Origin of the sequence: Oryzomicrobium terrae, from assembly GCF_008274805.1 — a bacterium.
Lineage (GTDB): Bacteria > Pseudomonadota > Gammaproteobacteria > Burkholderiales > Rhodocyclaceae > Oryzomicrobium > Oryzomicrobium terrae.
This window is the reverse complement of the sequence record NZ_CP022579.1, coordinates 497,288-513,359: the sequence shown is the minus strand read 5'-3', so window position 1 is coordinate 513,359 and position 16,072 is coordinate 497,288. Positions and strand designations below refer to the sequence as shown.

The following is a 16,072-nucleotide window of genomic DNA, read 5'->3' as shown; positions in this document are numbered from 1 at the left end:
ATCAAGCTGGAACGACTATTGCAATTGCGGTGCATCCGTTTTCAGGAGGCACCATGGAGAACCATCAGTCCGCTTCGGACACCCTTTTCGTCTTGCTCGGCGCCATCATGGTGCTGGCCATGCACGCCGGCTTCGCCTTTCTCGAACTGGGCACCGTCCGCAAGAAGAACCAGGTCAATGCCCTGGTCAAAATCCTGTCCGACTTCGCCGTATCGACCATCGCCTATTTCTTCATCGGCTACGGCGTCGCCTACGGTACCCACTTCTTCCATGGCGCCGACGTGCTCTCGGCCAACCACGGCTTCGAACTGACCAAATTTTTCTTCCTGCTCACCTTCGCTGCGGCCATTCCAGCGATCATCTCCGGCGGCATCGCCGAGCGGGCCAAGTTCAACCCCCAGCTGGCCGCCACCTTCTGCCTGGTGGGCTTTGTCTACCCGTTCTATGAAGGCATCGCCTGGAACCAGGCCTTCGGCATTCAGGAATGGCTGAAAGCCAGCTTCGGCGCCGAGTTCCACGACTTCGCCGGCTCGGTGGTGGTGCACGCCATGGGCGGCTGGCTGGCCCTGCCGGCGGTGCTGCTGCTCGGCGCCCGGCGCGGCCGCTACAGCAAGGACGGCGCCATTGCCGCCCACCCGCCCTCCTCCATCCCCTTCCTCGCCCTGGGCGCCTGGATCCTGGCGGTGGGCTGGTTCGGCTTCAACGTCATGAGCGCTCAGACCCTGGACAAGATTTCCGGCCTGGTGGCAATCAACTCCCTGATGGCCATGGTCGGCGGCATTCTCGCCGCCCTGGTGGTGGGCAAGAATGACCCGGGCTTCATCCATAACGGCCCCCTGGCCGGGCTGGTGGCCGTCTGCGCCGGCTCCGACGTGATGCACCCGATGGGGGCACTGGTCACCGGCGTGGTCGCCGGCGCCCTGTTCGTCTACATGTTCACCCTCACCCAGAACCGCTGGAAGATCGACGACGTGCTCGGCGTGTGGCCCCTGCACGGCCTGTGCGGCGCCTGGGGCGGCCTGGCCTGCGGCATCTTCGGCAGCCATGCCCTGGGCGGCTCCGGTGGCGTGGCCTTCCTGCCCCAGCTGCTGATGACCCTGCTCGCCATCGCCGTCGCCCTGGCCGGCTCCGCCATCGTGTATGGCACCCTGCGCGCCATTCTCGGCCTACGCCTCGACCCGGAAGACGAATATAACGGCGCCGACCTGTCGATCCACAACATCACCGCCACCCCGGAACGGGAAAGCCTATGGTGATATCGGTGATAGGAATGTTTCCGGACAATAGTTTCTTGAAATGACACAAAAAGTCTTGAAACTCCATCAAAACAATGGAGTACCTGGTGGCGGGGCTGCCCGGGGCCTGCGTGGCGGCCTTGGGAACCTTCCTGCCGTGTTACCTGTTCACCATCATCCCGGCGCCCTATTTCAAGAAGTACGGTAAGCGGCCTGGCATCGTCGCCTTCGTCGATGGCATCACGGCGGCGGCGGTCGGCGCCATCACGGGCTCCGTGATCGTCATCGCCCAGCGCTCGATTACCGACCTCCCCACGGCCCTGCTGGCCATCGGCACCACGGCCCTGCTGTGGAAGTTCAAGAAGCTCCAGGAGCCGGTCATCGTTATAGCGGCCGCCGCCATCGGGCTGGCTCTGTATCCGCTGATGCACCACTGACAAGACGAAGGGCACTCATTGAGTGGTCTTCGTTGTCTCCACCGGTAGTCGCCAGCTTTGTAAAGTAGCGCAGATCCTTGCTCAGTAGCTTTTGTCGCTTGGATTCATAGCTATGCCGTAAATCTAAGCGAGGAATTCAAGTCATTATCAAATCTGCGCCAAGATGGAATAGTTAATTCAATTCTTACACCACCGTTAGGATTCAATTGTTTTTTTCCAAACTGTAATTTTTAAGCAATGTTTTTGTGGGGCGCTGGCTTCTATGATTTGTGCGTGACAAGTTGATTCAATTTCACATACACACGCTTACTTCATATGGAGACCCCCATGAAAGCTCAAACAATGAAATATTTAGTTACCGCAATCTTCGCCATTGGGGGGGCCACCAATGCTCTTGCACATGAAGATAGTTCTGAGGCTAGTACCTTCCATTGGCTATCTCATGTCGGCGAGCAGAGCGCCCAAGCCCCAGCTAACCAGCAACAACCCGAGGGTTACGCCGTTTCTGCCCCTGCACACCGAGCTGTGACGGTGACGGATGAAACGAAATACCTGAACGTAACTCGCTTGGAGACGGTTGAAATCAAGGTCGGCGACAAATCTGTGACCTGGTTCTTCGACACTCTTGGACTTCAAGTTTTCCCGCTGTCCAAAATCATCCCTGGCGCAGAGAACATTATGGTCTATGTGGCTGAGAACCCTGCCTATCAAGGCGGCTAATGGGTTTCAAAAAATCCAAGAATGTATAAAAACAATGGGCCCCGACGAGGCCCATTGTTTTATCTTTATTTATTGCATTCCGACAGAAGGAGGCCGCCCTTTTCTTGGGAACCAAGCTGGAGTGGATTGCATGTAACTCCTATACTCCTCTCCAAATTCTTTCAACGCTTCATCCTCTTCCTTTTTTGCCAAGCGCATATATGTGATTACTAGAATTGGAAATAGGATGAGTGTCAGAAGGGTAGGCCATTGCAAGAGAAACCCCACCATGATGATAATAAAAGCCAAATATTGAGGGTGCCGAACCCGGGCATAGGGTCCCTGATTAGCCATGCAATGGTGACGCTGGGCACTGTAAAGCACTGGCCAGGCCTTAACGAGTAGCCAGAATCCGCCGAAGATAAAAAGTGTCGACAGGAGATGGAAAGGCCCCCAGTGGGGGTTAGACTTCCATCCAAACATCAGTTCGAGAAGGTGACCGGCATCATGTGAAAATGGGTTGATGCCGGGAAAGTGCTTGGACAGCCAACCTGACAGCAGATAGATGGTCAGCGGGAAACCGTACATCTCGGTAAAGAGCGCCACGATAAAAGCCGAAAACAAGCCAAACGTGCGCCAATCCTGGCTCGTGCGTGGCTTAAAGAAGCTGGCGGCAAAAAAGATAAAAAACGCCGAATTCAATGCCACCAGGGCCCACAAGCCATAGTCTCCCGTCTCAGTGCTCATGATCATCTCTCTTCGAACTCTGAGAGTCTTGTGGGTGGTGTCCATGGTGGCGATGCATGAAGAAGTGCATCAGCGGACAGGCCAGAAAGAGCAAATAGGGCAAGATGCCGAAAAGATGGGCGTGGTGTTCCGTGAATAGGTAAAAGGCAGCAATAGCCGCAAAGACCCACCAGACCCATACGACTCCCCGATGGTCGTGCTTCTGATCGCCATTGGGCTGAGACTCATGTTCACCGGACATGACTACTCCTGGTACATAAACGCGGGAGGCCGTCTGCATCAGGGAAGGGGGCTAGCAATACCAGAGCCCCCTCTCGAGGCATTACTTGCCGTCGCGCGGGTGGTAGTGCTTGTCTTTCGCCGGCGTCTTGCGCTTTTGCTCCTCAGGTTTGGGGACCGGCTTCTGCGGCACACCCGTCTTATCTTCGACATGGGAGTGGTGCTTCATGTCCATTCCCTTGTCTGGAGACATCATGGGCGCGTCGGCTCCCATGGGTTTGTCGCCTTCGGCGGCGTGCGCCCCCAAGGCGATGGCAGAGGTAGCAAGAAAGGCAGCAGTGGCGAGGGTAGCAGACAGTTTCATGACGGATCTCCCAAGGTGAGTTGAGCGCTGACCTTCTGTAAAAGAGGGGCAGACACACTAAGCATGGTTACGTCTGACCGTCACAAACATGACGCAACGATTACATTTCTGTCAGACGAATTCGGTACCGTCCGGGTCCCGAAATAATCAGACACCTCGCAGACGTAACGCGTTTCCCACGACACTCACCGAAGAAAGGCTCATCGCAGCGGCGGCGATAATGGGAGAAAGCACCAAACCGAATGAGGGGTACAGGATGCCCGCCGCGATTGGCACCCCCAGTGCGTTATAGAGAAAGGCGAATGCCAGGTTTTGTCGCATGTTGCGCACTGTCGCCGTCGACAGTTGGCGTGCCCGAGCGATGCCGCGCAAATCCCCCTTCACCAGGGTGACCTGGGCGCTGTTCATCGCCACATCTGTCCCGGTTCCCATTGCAATCCCAACATCAGCCTTGGCCAAGGCCGGAGCGTCGTTGATGCCATCACCGGCCATCGCCACCACCCGGCCCTCTGCCTGGAGGCGCTCAACCAGCGCCAGCTTGTCTGCAGGCTTCACTTCGCCGTGAACCTCGTCAATGCCCAATTGATCGCCGACGGCGCGGGCGGTGGTAAGGCCGTCTCCCGTTGCCATGACGACCCGCAGGCCGCTCTGGCGCAAGACGGCCAGCGCCTCCGGCGTGCTGGACTTGACCGGGTCAGCAACGGCAAGCAACCCCATCAGCACACCGTCGGCGGCCAGGTGCATGACGCTCGCACCCGAGCGCCGAAGGGTTTCCGCCTCGTCCCGCAACGATTCGACCACCACGCCGTCCTGTGCCATCAAGGCACCATTCCCTAGAGCCAAGCGCTTTCCAGCAACCACCCCTCGGACACCAATTCCTGTCGCAGACTCGAATCCCTCGACCTTGTCGAGGGCGAGCCCTTGCCCTCGTGCCGCTCGCACGATGGCATCGGCCAGGGGATGCTCACTGCCTTGATCCAGACTGGCAGCAAGGCGGAGTACCTCGTCCCGGTCGATGCCCGGGACTGGGATGGCGGTCTGGAAGGCAGGGCGCCCTTCGGTCAAGGTGCCGGTCTTGTCCACGATCAGGGTGTCGATGTCACGCAGACGCTCGATGGCGGCGGCGTCACGAAACAGTACCCCCTGGGTGGCGGCTTTGCCCGTGGACACCATGATCGACATAGGAGTGGCCAACCCCAAGGCGCAGGGACAGGCGATGATCAGCACGGCCACCCCGTTGATCAGGCCGAACACCCAGCCCTGCGGACCGCCCAACAACCCCCAGGCCAAGAAGCTCGCTAGGGCGATCAGTACCACCACCACGACAAAGTAGCCCGCCACCACGTCGGCCAGGCGCTGCATGGGAGCCTTGGAACGCTGGGCCTGGGCGACCATCTGGACAATCTGGGCCAGCATGGTTTGGGCGCCGATTTTTTCCGAGCGCATCACCAGGCTGCCCGAGGTGTTGATGGTGGCGCCGATAACCTTGTCCCCTGGGCGTTTGGTGACCGGCAGAGGCTCCCCCGTCAGCATCGATTCGTCAATGGCGCTGGAGCCTTCGGTAACTACCCCATCCACCGGCACCTTCTCCCCGGGACGGATACGCAGGAGATCCCCAACATGAACATGCGTGAGCGGGATGTCTTCTTCTCCGCCATCAGAATTGATCCGCCGCGCCGTCTTCGGCGCGAGGCCGAGCAAGGACTTGATGGCCGCAGAGGTCTGCGAGCGAGCTCGCAATTCCAGCATCTGGCCCAGCAGGGTGAGGGAGATGATTACCGCGGCTGCTTCGAAATAAACGCCAATCCGGCCATGGGCACGGAATGATTCTGGGAAAATGCCCGGAGCAAAGGTGGCCACCACGCTGTAGAGGAAGGCGGCGCCGGTCCCCAGGCCAATCAAGGTCCACATGTTTGGGCTGCGCTGAACAACGGACTGCCAACCACGGACGAAGAATGGGTTACCTGCCCAGAGGACAATGGGGAGGCTGAGGATCAGTTCTGCCCAGGTCCTTAGGGTGACCGGGAGCATTTCGAGGCGGTGCCCGGCCATTGCGAGCGCCACCACGATGATGGACAGGGGCAAGGTGGCCCAGAAGCGCCGACGGAAGTCATGGTATTCGGCGTTGTCTTCTCCTTCCTCAAGGTTGGGAAGGACTGGCTCTAAGGTCATACCGCACTTCGGGCAAGTGCCCGGTCCCGGCTGGCGGACCTCCGGGTGCATCGGACAGACGTACTCGGTTCCTGCCGGAAGATTCTCTACCGCCACATCCGGCACCGGGTGGAGATAATGCCCGGGGTCCGCATCGAACTTACCCTTGCACTTGCTGCTGCAGAAGCGGTGCAACGTGCCGTCCAACCAGGACTCATGAGGCGATTCCGGCTTCACCGTCATGCCGCAAACCGGATCAATCACCGCTTTCGACGGAAGGGGTGAATGATGCCGCCCCTCGTGGTGTACATGGTCTGCGCTCATGACTGCTCCTTACTGGATACCTACCTTGCGTTGCTCCACGCGAACATAGGCGGTGATATGGGCCACCTCATCTGGAGAAACTAGAGGGATCGGCGCCATGTCACCAAATGTCCAGTGATGGGCACGGACCCCATTCTTCGCCGCCAGTTGGAACGCTGCATCGCCGTGGTGCGCGGGCTCGTAGATCTTGTGCAGAAACGGTGGGCCCTTGGCGGATCCCTGCAAATCGACGCCATGGCAACTGGCGCAGAATTTTCCATAAAGCCCTTTCCCCACTCCGGGGTTCGGCATCAATCCTGGGCTAGGTTTGGGCACGGCATACGACTGCGCCCAGGCCCCTTGTCCCAGCATCGCCATCAGAAGGAGGCCGAGCCTGAACCAGCGTAGCCGGCGGAGGGAATGTTGTTGCTGTGTCATTGCTCAATACCTCGATTCAGGCGCCACTGCTTAATGAGGGCATACAACGCAGGAATTACGGCCAGGGTCAGTACCGTGGAGGAAATCATCCCCCCAACCATGGGGGCTGCAATGCGGCTCATGACCTCGGATCCCGTGCCGGTGCTCCACATGATCGGAAGCAAGCCTGCCATGATGGCGACCACCGTCATCATCTTAGGGCGGACCCGCTCCACGGCACCTTCCATAACAGCCTCGTAGAGATCGGCAACACTTGGTGTGCGGCCAGCCAGACGGCTCCGCTCCTTGATCCCTTCCCAGGCGTGGTCCAGGTAGATCAGCATCACCACACCGGTTTCGGCGGCAACCCCCGCCAGGGCGATGAAGCCCACGGCGACAGCCACTGACAGGTTGTAGCCAAGCAGCCACATCAGCCAGACACCGCCAACCAAGGCGAAGGGCACCGACAGCATGACGATCAGGGTTTCGGTGAGGCGTTTGAAGTTCAGGTAGAGGAGCAGGAAGATGATCAAGAGAGTGACCGGCACCACGATCTTCATCTTTTCGATGGCGCGCTCCATGGATTCAAATTGGCCGCTCCAGGTCGCGTAGTAGCCAGCGGGAAACTTGACCTGTTCATTGACGACACGCCTGGCTTCCGCCACATAGCTACCGATATCCCGGTCCCGGATATCTACGTAGATGTAAGCGGAAAGCAGGGCATTCTCAGTCCGAATGCCGGGGGCGCCCTGGGCAACCTCGACTCGCGCCAGTTGCCCCAACGGCACCATGGCGCCATCCGGTGTTGGCACCAGCACTTCCCGGGCGATCTGCTGAGGATCGGAGCGTAGTTCCCGCGGGTAGCGAACATTCACCCCGAAACGCTCCCGGCCTTCGACCGTCGTGGTGACCATTTCCCCACCAAGCGCAGTGCCGATCACGTCCTGCAATTCACCGACACCGAGGCCGTAGCGGGCCAGTTGCTCGCGGTCCGGTTCGATGTTCAGGTAGTACCCACCGGTGATCCGCTCGGCAAACGCGGAGCTAGTCCCCGGGACCGTCTTTACTACGGCCTCGATTTCCTTAGCCAGACGCTCCATCTCGGCAAGATCTTTACCGAACACCTTGATGCCAATGGGTGTGCGGATACCGGTGGACAGCATATCGATCCGCGCTTTGATCGGCATGGTCCAGGCGTTGGAGACGCCGGGGAATTGGAGCGCTTTGTCCATTTCCGCGATGAGCTTGTCGGTGGTCATGCCCTTACGCCATTCCGATTCCGGCTTCAGGTTGATCACAGTCTCGAACATCTCCGTCGGCGCGGGGTCCGTGGCGGTATTTGCCCGTCCAGCCTTGCCGTAGACCGATTCCACTTCGGGGAAGCTCTTGATCAGCTTGTTCTGAGTCTGCAGCAACTCGGCGGCTTTTGTGATCGACATCCCCGGCAGGGAGGCCGGCATATAAAGGAGCGAGCCCTCATTCAAGGTCGGCATGAACTCAGAGCCCAGGCGGGACGCCGGGTAGATCGACAATGCCAGGATTCCTACAGCCACAGCGATGGTGGTTTTCTTCCACTGCATCACCCCGGCGATGATCGGTCGGTACAGCCAGATCAGGAAGCGATTCACCGGATTCTTGGCCTCCGGCATGATCCGCCCGCGGATGAACAGCAGCATCAGGACAGGCACCAGGGTGACCGAGAGGAAGGCCGCGCCGGCCATGGCGAAGGTCTTGGTATAGGCCAGCGGCGAGAACAGGCGACCCTCCTGAGATTCCAGGGTGAACACCGGCAGGAATGAGACAGTGATGATCAGCAGCGAGAAGAACAAGGCGGGGCCCACTTCCTTGCATGCCGAAATCATCGCCTCAGTGCGTGACTCCCCCTCCTTGAGGCGCTCCAGGTGCTTGTGCGCGTTCTCGATCATGACGATGGCCGCATCGACCATGGCACCGATAGCGATGGCGATCCCCCCCAGGCTCATCAGGTTGGAATTCATGCCCAGCAAGCGCATGGCGATGAAAGCAATCAGCACGCCCACCGGGAGCATCAGGATGGCCACCAGGGCACTGCGGACGTGCAACAGGAAGACTATGCATACCAGTGCGACGATCAGGCTTTCCTCAAGCAGAGTGTGCTTCAGGGTCTCGATGGCGCGATGGATAAGGTCGGAGCGGTCGTAGACCGTCTGGATGCTGACGCCGTCGGGCAACCCAGAGGAGATTTCACCGATTTTCTCCTTGAGGTTGTGGATCACCTCCAGAGCATTCTGGCCGTAGCGCGCCATGGCGATCCCAGACACTACTTCGCCTTCACCGTTGAGTTCGGTCAGGCCGCGCCGCTCGTCCGGGGCCAGTTCAACCCGAGCGATATCCCGAATCAAGACGGGGGTGCCCTTATCGCTTTTGACGACAAGGTTCTCAATGTCACTGGCACCGCGCAGGTAACCTTTGCCACGGACCATGTACTCGGTCTCGGCCATTTCAACGACACGTCCGCCAACGTCACGATTCGAGTCGCGAATGACCTGGGTCACCTTGGCCAGGGGAATGCCATAGGCGCGTAATTTCACCGGATCCACGGTGACCTGGTAGGTCTGTACAAAGCCGCCAATGGAGGCCACCTCGGCCACACCGTGCGCTTTGGTGAGTTGGTAGCGGACGTACCAGTCTTGCAGGGTACGCAATTCAGCCAGATTCTTGTCCTTAGCCAGCAGGGCGTACTGGTAGACCCAGCCTACCCCCGTAGCATCGGGACCAATCTGTGGTGTGACTCCCTTGGGCATGCGGCCTGAGGCGAAATTCAGGTACTCGAGCACCCGGGATCGGGCCCAGTAGATATCGGTGCCGTCCTCGAAAATGATGTAGACAAAGGAGGCGCCAAAGAAGGAGAAGCCCCGCACCACCTTGGACTTCGGTACCGACAGCATGGCTGTCGTCAGGGGATAGGTGACCTGGTCCTCTACCACCTGGGGCGCCTGGCCTGGATACTCCGTGTAGACGATGACCTGGACGTCCGATAGATCAGGCAAGGCATCCAGGGGCGTGCGCAGGACGGCAACAATGCCTGCGATGACGATGAAGAGCGCCGCGAGTAGAACCAGGAAACGGTTCCGCCCGGACCAGTCGATGATTTTGGCAAGCATGGCGGATTCCCGTCAGTGGCCGCGATGGGCAGAGGCGGGAGCAGTTCCAACCGTATTGCTGCCTGCCGGCTTGGCTGAGGTGATGACCCATTCGCCTGGCCCCCGCTCGACAAACTCGAAGATGATGTTTGCGCCAGGACGTAGCGTTTGGAGCAGGGCGTCATTGGCCACTTTGAACTCCATGGTCATGGCTGGCCACTTGAGCGACTCGACCGGACCGTGGCTAACACTGGCCGTTCCAGCCTTCATATCGATCTCTTCTACGGTGCCCGTAGCGTGATGGCCCGTTGATGCAGCACCTTGGGATTTGCCTGCATCGCCATGGCTCGCGTGACCGAAGTTGCCGACCGCCGCCTTCAGGTTGCTTTCTGCATCGATCAGGAAGTTGGCGGCAACGACAACGCGCTCCCCTTCCTTAACGCCTTCGCGAACCTCGACAAAATCGTTACCACGATTGCCAAGCTTGACCTCGCGTGGTTCAAAACGCCCTTCCTTGGCTTCAACCAGGACGATCTGGCGCACACCGCTGTCAATCACGGCAGAGAGTGGGACTGTCACCACCGCTGTTTTGGCTGAGTTGCCAGCAGCCGGCAATTCAACCTGCGCGAACATACCGGGCTTGAGCAGGATGCCCGGGTTGGGCAACTCAATCCGTACCGGTACTGTGCGGGTTTCCGCCTTGAGAGTGGGATAAACGTAGGTGATGGAGCCTTCGAAGGTTTTGTCCGGATAGGAATTAATCCGAACCTTCGCTTTTGCACCTTGCGTGATTTGTCCAATATCCTGCTCGAACACGTCGGCCACGACCCAGACCGACGACAGATCGGCGACCTGATAGAGAGCCTCGCCCGGCATGAAACGCATGCCTTGCACAGCTTTCTTTTCTGTCACGATTCCGCCGACTGGCGCACGAAAAGTAAGCGTCCGTCGTACCTCGCCGGATTTGCTCAGGGCCTTGATCTGCTCTTCCGAGACATCCCAGTTGCGAAGGCGTAGCAAGCTCGATTCCGCCAGCTGTTTCATTCCGGCCTGCGTCTCCGCACTTGCCTCCTTCAGCGCCTGAACGCCTTGCGCGGCAATGGCATATTCCCGTTGTGCCGAGACGAGCTCAGGGCTGTAGACCTCGAACAGGGGCTGGCCTTTGGCGACCGGCTGCCCCGTCGTGCTGACATGGAGGCGCTCGACATAACCTTCGAATTTTGGGGTTATGGCATAAAGACGTCGCTCATCCGGCTCGATGCGTCCGGCTGCCCGGATCGAGCGTTCCAGGGTGCGCAATGTCGCCGGCTCGGTGCGCACGCCCAGCTTCTGGATCTTCTCCGTACTGATCCGTATCTGGTTGGCACCAGAGGGTTCCTCATCCTGCTCACCTTCATAGACCGGGATGTAGTCCATCCCCATGGGGTCTTTTTTCGGCACAGGCGAGGTATCTGGCAGTCCCATGGGATTGCGGTAATAGAGGACCTTGCGTGATTTGGACTCTCCGGCAGCACCCCCTGCTTGGCCAACGGCGGCGATTTCGTGGTCAGTCATGTTGCGTGCACCAACCCAATAGCCGGTCGCAGCAGCCAATACGGCAACTGTAAGCACGCCGGCAACCAGCTTGCCCCCTTGCTTCATAACCCCTCTCCCAAAAGACGCTCGATTTCTGCCAGGCGGACTTGGCCGTCCGCTTGGGCCTTGATCTGATTCTGTTTCGCCACGCGAATCTGTCGCTGTGCGTCGAGGAGCGTGGCGAAATCGACTTTCCCGGTCTCGTACCCGGCAAGTGCGGCTTGATAGGTCAGCTGGGCTTGTGGCAACAGGCTGTCGTTGACTAGGGTTTCCGTTTGGCGGGCTGCGTCGATACCCGATAAGTTTTCAGCCAGGTCGGCAAGCACCTGGTTGGCAGTGGCGTCCCGTTTCAGCTTGGCCGAGGTCAGCATGGCCTCTGCTTCCCGCTCCTGGGCACGTCGGGACGATTGCTGCAGGGGGATGTTGAGTTCGACCATAACCTCCCATTCCTTGACCGCGTTCTGATATTGGATGGGCGATACCCCCAGGGTGAAGTCCGGGTAGCGGTTCTTGTAGGTCAACTCTCGGGATTTTTCAGCCGCCTGGACCTGCGAATTAGCGGCATAGAGCAAAGGATTCCTCCCCCTTACCCGATCTTCCAGAGCGGCGTATTCAAGCTTGGCTGGTGCGGGAAGCTTGCGCAGAGCCTCCGGTTCGGCCAGCGGAGCAATGGCTGGCCGGCCAAGTAGGGCGTTTAGGCGAGCTTGAAGCTGGCGGCGTTCACTAGCCAGCGCTACCAGTTCGTTGCGCATACCCGTCTGTTCGACCTGAGCCCGGACGACATCCTGCTGGGCCGCAAGTCCTCCGGCATATCGAACCTGGGCTACTTTCTCCAGACGGACCATCAAATCCAGGATTTCCCGAGTCAGTCGCTCGTTGCGGCTGAGGTAGTACAACTGGGCGTATAGCGTTTTGACCTTAGTCGATATTTCCGTCCAGCTACCGAGCGCACGCCCTTGGGCTCCTTGTGCCTCAAGCTCGGCAATTTCCCGCCTCAGATCGCGCTTACCGAACCAGGGGACATCCTGCATCAGGAGGTACCGGGTACTGCCAACCCGGGTCGGTGCAAGCGTGGCATTTTGCTCACCCATCCGGGTGATATCCCGAAACTCGCTCCGCAGCTTGGGATCCGGCAAGGCCCCTGCCGGTACCACTCGCTCTGTCGCAGCCTCCGCCTCATAGCGGAACCCGGCGTATTCAGGGTTCTGTTCCTTCGCGATGGCCAGCAGGCTATCGACACTAGCACCCGGCGGCTGGCTTTCTGCCTGGGCGGCAGCCCACCAGAAACTCACCAGTACAGCCAGAGCCAGGGGACGAACAGTGGTTTTCATTTTTCTTCCTTGAATCACCGGGCAGCGCGGGAACATTAGTTAGCGGGTTCCAGCCGAGTAACCGTCATGGCGCCATCGATCTGAGCCGAGGCAAAGCGGACTTTTTGCCCTTCTTTCACCTTGTTGGCCCAGGAGGGATCTTTCAAACGGAACGACATAGTCATCGCCGGCATGCCGTTGGGTAGCGGGCCATGAGACAAGGTGATCTTCCCTGCGGCCTGGTCGACCTTCTTTACCGTGGCGTCAGCCAGGGTTTGTCCCGTACCTTGGGAGTGCATCATCCCGTGATCGCCATGCTCAGCTGCAAGTGCGGGGTTAAATGCGGCGACCGACGCCAATGCGAAAAGGGAGGTAGCGAAGAGGCGCTTCATGGACAACTCCAGGATGAGAAAAGGGTCCACGAATTCTGGAGGCGGCATCCAAACAACAGGCTGACGCATGGATTACATTTCTGTAATCTTCGCCCTGATTGAATTGGCCCTAATGCGCGTGATGAGCGTTGGGGTGGGGGGGGTCATGGCGGCCATGGTCCTCTGGGGCGAGGGGGGCATGCTGATGCGCATCTGCACCTGAGTGGGTGTGCCCATCACTGGCCGAGACCAGCTGCCGATACTGGAAGGGGCTGAGTGTGGGCAAGGCGTTGAGGAACGCCACGAGATCCCAGATCGACTCATCACCAATACCTCCCTTAGACCAGGCGGGCATCGCCGACCCCACGATGCCGTGTTTGATGATCCAAAACTGGCGCTGAACTCCGGAATCACCAGTTGCGACCTGCGCAAGCGAGCCCAGTTCCGGGGGCTGGGGGGATAAACCCCGACGGATTTCACTGGATGCCATCCCCGGTCGAAGGTGACACTCCACACACATCGCATCATAGTTGCCGGCACCACGCCGTATGCGCTCATGGTCCGACAAATCCTCAGGCAGAACGATGTCGGCAGCATGCTTTGCGATGGAGCGCTCACGTGCCCAGGTAATAAAACGAAGCACGGGATATGGGTGCGGTTCGTCCGCTGACACGTTGAGCCTCCCACTCCATACGACGCCGATAACCGCTGCCAATACCAATCCCAGCCCCAGCACTATCCCCACGATCACCTGCCGCATCGCAACCTCTCGTTTTACCTAAGCCTGGGTATTGTCCGTAGGGGGATTAACGGAGAACTGACCGCAGGATTACATTTACGTAATCTAGTCCCTAGCGCGGATATGAAAACGGACAATGAGGCTTTGGGTTCAGTGAAGGCAGTGCGGCTATGAAAGTGCTAGTGGTCGAAGACGAGTTGAAGACCGGTGACTATCTCCGCCAAGGTCTGGTGGAGGCAGGGTTTATCGTGGACTTGGCGCGTGACGGTCTTGATGGTTTGCACCTGGTGCTGACGGGGACGTATGACTTGATCATTCTTGACGTCATGCTGCCTGGGATTGACGGATGGCAAATCTTGCAAGGGGCCCGCCGTGCAAACAAGGAAATGCCGGTATTGTTCCTGACTGCCCGCGATGAGATCGCCGACCGGGTCAAGGGTCTGGAGCTAGGTGCTGATGACTACTTGGTGAAGCCTTTTGCCTTCTCTGAACTGCTGGCCCGAGTTCGAACCCTGCTCCGGCGTGGGAGTAAGAACAGGGAGGCGGAAATACTCAAAGCCGCCGATCTGGAATTGGATTTGATACGCCGACGCGTGGTCCGGGGTGGGCAGAAGATCGATCTGACGGCCAAGGAATTTGCGCTCCTTGAATTGCTGCTGCGCCGGCAGGGGGAAGTACTAAGTCGATCTCTGATCGCCTCCCAGGTGTGGGACATGAATTTCGACAGCGACACCAACGTGATCGAGGTTGCTGTACGGCGCCTCCGGGCCAAGGTAGATGACGATTTCCCTCTGAAGCTGATCCGGACAGTGCGCGGCATGGGCTACGTTCTGGAGAGCGTCGAGTGATCTTCCTCGCGCCAAAATCTCTCACCTTTCGCCTGACGCTGCTCTTTGCCACCGTCTCAACGATCGTTCTCCTGCTTCTAGGATTGCTCATTGGCACCCTGGTGGAGAAACACTTCGAGGAGATGGATACGGAGGTCCTTACGGGGAAATTAGAGTTTCTCAAACATGCGCTAAGTGACATCAAAACCCAGAAAGAGCTCAACGAGCTTCCGCACAAACTCAATGACGTACTGAATGGGCATTCAGGTCTTGAGGTGGCTCTCTACCTAGGGGAGAAGAAACCGCTCTATCTAACCAGCGGCACCATGCTACCTGATGCACTCTTGACCCCTGAGCAACGTGCACACCAACAGCCCTACCTGTGGGTGGATGAGGCGAACATGTCATACCGGGGTATTTCGGCAGATATCCAGACCAGCATTGCGGATGCTCCCCCCATCATCGCTGTAGTAGCCACCTCGCTGCGTATGCATGAGCATTTCATGGAGTCATTCCGGACTACGCTTTGGACCGTCATGGCGTTGGCTGCATTGCTTACCGGCTTTTTGGGTTGGCTGGCCGCATGGAGAGGATTGGCCCCCCTTCAGGATATCCGGCGTAGTGCGGCTGCCATTACCGCCGACCGCCTGAATCAGCGGCTTGCGGCAAATGATTTTCCACTCGAACTGGCAGAGGTGGCAGAAACCCTGAATGCCATGCTGGCCCGATTGGAAAGCTCTTTCCGCCGGCTCTCAGACTTTTCATCCGATCTTGCTCACGAGCTCCGCACCCCTGTCAGCAATCTGCTTACGCAGACTCAGGTAACGCTGAGCAAGACTAGGACGCTCAATAAATATCAGGACGTGCTTGCATCCAATTCGGAAGAGTTAGAGCGCCTCTCACGCATGATCGGAGACATGCTTTTTCTAGCGAAATCCGACAACGACTTGATCTCACTTAACAGCAAGGAAGTAAATTTGGCAGTCGAGGTTCAGGCTCTATTGGAGTTCTACAACATCCTCGCCGAGGAGAAGGATATTGAACTTTCCCTCGAAGGGGATGGCATTGTCATCGGCGATCCGTTGATGCTTAGAAGAGCAGTTAGCAACCTCTTGTCCAACGCTATCCGCCATACCCCCGAGCGCGGGACGGTGGTAGTCCGCATCAAATGGGGGGGGGATGGAGTGATGCTATCTGTTGAGAACACCGGCCCCACCATTCCTCCCGAGCAACGCCCCCGCCTTTTCGATCGCTTCTATCGGGGGGATGCGGCAAGGCAACGCACAGGAGATGGAACAGGCCTAGGGTTGGCAATAACTCAGTCGATTATGCACGCCCATGGGGGAGATGCCACGGTGGCGTCAGAAAACGGCCTTACTAGGTTTGATCTAACGTTTCCACCCCACACAAAGTCATGACGGTGCCAGCCACAATTACCCTCTCTACCTATACAGATACGACAAAGGCCGTTCATAAAGCGACCTTTGCCGTTGCCCGCTGCCTTCTACTTGAGGCATCTGTTCGACCGTAGCTGTCGGTCCACGATCTGGCTCGTC

At 58.5% G+C, this 16,072-nt stretch carries 15 protein-coding genes and 1 pseudogene; 6 read left to right on the top strand and 10 right to left on the bottom strand.

Annotated elements, in window-relative coordinates; all coding sequences use genetic code 11:
• Positions 1-53 precede the first annotated feature (53 nt).
• From OTERR_RS02325 to OTERR_RS02315, 3 genes are all read left to right on the top strand, one after another.
• Positions 54-1,256, top strand: a complete 1,203-nt coding sequence (locus OTERR_RS02325) for an ammonium transporter (RefSeq protein WP_054620109.1) — start codon at positions 54-56, stop codon at positions 1,254-1,256.
• A gap of 86 nt (positions 1,257-1,342) precedes the next feature.
• Complete coding sequence (locus OTERR_RS02320) at positions 1,343-1,672, top strand: chromate transporter (protein WP_223115985.1); 330 nt, start codon at positions 1,343-1,345, stop codon at positions 1,670-1,672.
• A gap of 327 nt (positions 1,673-1,999) precedes the next feature.
• A complete protein-coding gene (locus OTERR_RS02315) occupies positions 2,000-2,392 on the top strand; it encodes a CzcE family metal-binding protein (protein ID WP_149424738.1) in 393 nt (130 codons plus the stop codon).
• A 69-nt stretch (positions 2,393-2,461) separates the two neighbouring features.
• Here OTERR_RS02315 and OTERR_RS02310 read toward each other — a convergent pair whose 3' ends face one another.
• The 9 genes from OTERR_RS02310 to OTERR_RS02270 form a co-directional block, all read right to left on the bottom strand.
• A complete protein-coding gene (locus tag OTERR_RS02310) occupies positions 2,462-3,118 on the bottom strand; it encodes a methyltransferase family protein (RefSeq protein ID WP_082396574.1) in 657 nt (218 codons plus the stop codon).
• Positions 3,108-3,359, bottom strand: coding sequence for a DUF2933 domain-containing protein (locus OTERR_RS02305; RefSeq protein ID WP_054620139.1), 252 nt, complete (start codon positions 3,357-3,359; stop codon positions 3,108-3,110). The genes OTERR_RS02310 and OTERR_RS02305 overlap by 11 nt, the downstream gene beginning before the upstream one ends.
• A gap of 81 nt (positions 3,360-3,440) precedes the next feature.
• Positions 3,441-3,701: a hypothetical protein gene (locus OTERR_RS02300; RefSeq protein ID WP_149424737.1), complete on the bottom strand. Its 261-nt coding sequence runs from the start codon at positions 3,699-3,701 to the stop codon at positions 3,441-3,443.
• Positions 3,702-3,848: 147 nt separating this feature from the next.
• Positions 3,849-6,176 (bottom strand): heavy metal translocating P-type ATPase, encoded by a 2,328-nt coding sequence (locus OTERR_RS02295; protein WP_149424736.1) that lies wholly within the window; start codon positions 6,174-6,176, stop codon positions 3,849-3,851.
• Between the two features lie 9 nt (positions 6,177-6,185).
• A complete protein-coding gene (locus OTERR_RS02290; RefSeq protein WP_054620142.1) occupies positions 6,186-6,593 on the bottom strand; it encodes a c-type cytochrome in 408 nt (135 codons plus the stop codon).
• Positions 6,590-9,715 carry an efflux RND transporter permease subunit gene (locus OTERR_RS02285; RefSeq protein WP_149424735.1) on the bottom strand — a complete coding sequence of 1,042 codons (3,126 nt, stop codon included), beginning with the start codon at positions 9,713-9,715 and terminating at the stop codon, positions 6,590-6,592. The genes OTERR_RS02290 and OTERR_RS02285 overlap by 4 nt, the downstream gene beginning before the upstream one ends.
• Positions 9,716-9,727: 12 nt before the next feature.
• The gene (locus OTERR_RS02280) at positions 9,728-11,335 is read right to left on the bottom strand and encodes an efflux RND transporter periplasmic adaptor subunit (RefSeq protein ID WP_054620144.1); all 1,608 of its coding nucleotides are present in this window, start codon (positions 11,333-11,335) and stop codon (positions 9,728-9,730) included.
• Positions 11,332-12,600: a TolC family protein gene (locus tag OTERR_RS02275; protein ID WP_054620145.1), complete on the bottom strand. Its 1,269-nt coding sequence runs from the start codon at positions 12,598-12,600 to the stop codon at positions 11,332-11,334. Before OTERR_RS02275 ends, OTERR_RS02280 begins: the two co-directional genes overlap by 4 nt.
• A 35-nt stretch (positions 12,601-12,635) precedes the next feature.
• The gene (locus OTERR_RS02270; RefSeq protein WP_054620182.1) at positions 12,636-12,971 is read right to left on the bottom strand and encodes a copper-binding protein; all 336 of its coding nucleotides are present in this window, start codon (positions 12,969-12,971) and stop codon (positions 12,636-12,638) included.
• Between the two features lie 67 nt (positions 12,972-13,038).
• Between OTERR_RS02270 and OTERR_RS16515 the strand changes: the two genes are divergently transcribed.
• On the top strand, positions 13,039-13,173 hold the full coding sequence (locus OTERR_RS16515) for a hypothetical protein (RefSeq protein ID WP_281290340.1): 135 nt from the start codon (positions 13,039-13,041) through the stop codon (positions 13,171-13,173).
• A gap of 129 nt (positions 13,174-13,302) precedes the next feature.
• Here OTERR_RS16515 and OTERR_RS16690 read toward each other — a convergent pair.
• Positions 13,303-13,470: pseudogene (locus tag OTERR_RS16690) on the bottom strand (c-type cytochrome); the annotation flags it as partial.
• Positions 13,471-13,859: 389 nt separating this feature from the next.
• On the opposite strand from OTERR_RS16690, the gene OTERR_RS02260 reads away from it, so the two are divergent.
• Positions 13,860-14,537: a heavy metal response regulator transcription factor gene (locus tag OTERR_RS02260; RefSeq protein WP_054620146.1), complete on the top strand. Its 678-nt coding sequence runs from the start codon at positions 13,860-13,862 to the stop codon at positions 14,535-14,537.
• A complete protein-coding gene (locus tag OTERR_RS02255) occupies positions 14,534-15,934 on the top strand; it encodes a heavy metal sensor histidine kinase (protein WP_149424733.1) in 1,401 nt (466 codons plus the stop codon). The genes OTERR_RS02260 and OTERR_RS02255 overlap by 4 nt, the downstream gene beginning before the upstream one ends.
• Positions 15,935-16,072 lie beyond the last annotated feature (138 nt).

Bases quoted from the DNA above. Each gene is read 5' to 3' on its own strand.
- OTERR_RS02310 (WP_082396574.1), bottom strand. From the start codon at position 3,118: ATGAGCACTGAGACGGGAGACTATGGCTTGTGGGCCCTGGTGGCATTG.
- OTERR_RS02260 (WP_054620146.1), top strand. From the start codon at position 13,860: ATGAAAGTGCTAGTGGTCGAAGACGAGTTGAAGACCGGTGACTATCTC.
- OTERR_RS02285 (WP_149424735.1), bottom strand. From the start codon at position 9,715: ATGCTTGCCAAAATCATCGACTGGTCCGGGCGGAACCGTTTCCTGGTT.
- OTERR_RS02315 (WP_149424738.1), top strand. From the start codon at position 2,000: ATGAAAGCTCAAACAATGAAATATTTAGTTACCGCAATCTTCGCCATT.
- OTERR_RS02325 (WP_054620109.1), top strand. From the start codon at position 54: ATGGAGAACCATCAGTCCGCTTCGGACACCCTTTTCGTCTTGCTCGGC.
- OTERR_RS02275 (WP_054620145.1), bottom strand. From the start codon at position 12,600: ATGAAAACCACTGTTCGTCCCCTGGCTCTGGCTGTACTGGTGAGTTTC.
- OTERR_RS02300 (WP_149424737.1), bottom strand. From the start codon at position 3,701: ATGAAACTGTCTGCTACCCTCGCCACTGCTGCCTTTCTTGCTACCTCT.
- OTERR_RS02270 (WP_054620182.1), bottom strand. From the start codon at position 12,971: ATGAAGCGCCTCTTCGCTACCTCCCTTTTCGCATTGGCGTCGGTCGCC.
- OTERR_RS02290 (WP_054620142.1), bottom strand. From the start codon at position 6,593: ATGACACAGCAACAACATTCCCTCCGCCGGCTACGCTGGTTCAGGCTC.
- OTERR_RS02305 (WP_054620139.1), bottom strand. From the start codon at position 3,359: ATGTCCGGTGAACATGAGTCTCAGCCCAATGGCGATCAGAAGCACGAC.
- OTERR_RS16515 (WP_281290340.1), top strand. From the start codon at position 13,039: ATGGATTACATTTCTGTAATCTTCGCCCTGATTGAATTGGCCCTAATG.
- OTERR_RS02295 (WP_149424736.1), bottom strand. From the start codon at position 6,176: ATGAGCGCAGACCATGTACACCACGAGGGGCGGCATCATTCACCCCTT.
- OTERR_RS02280 (WP_054620144.1), bottom strand. From the start codon at position 11,335: ATGAAGCAAGGGGGCAAGCTGGTTGCCGGCGTGCTTACAGTTGCCGTA.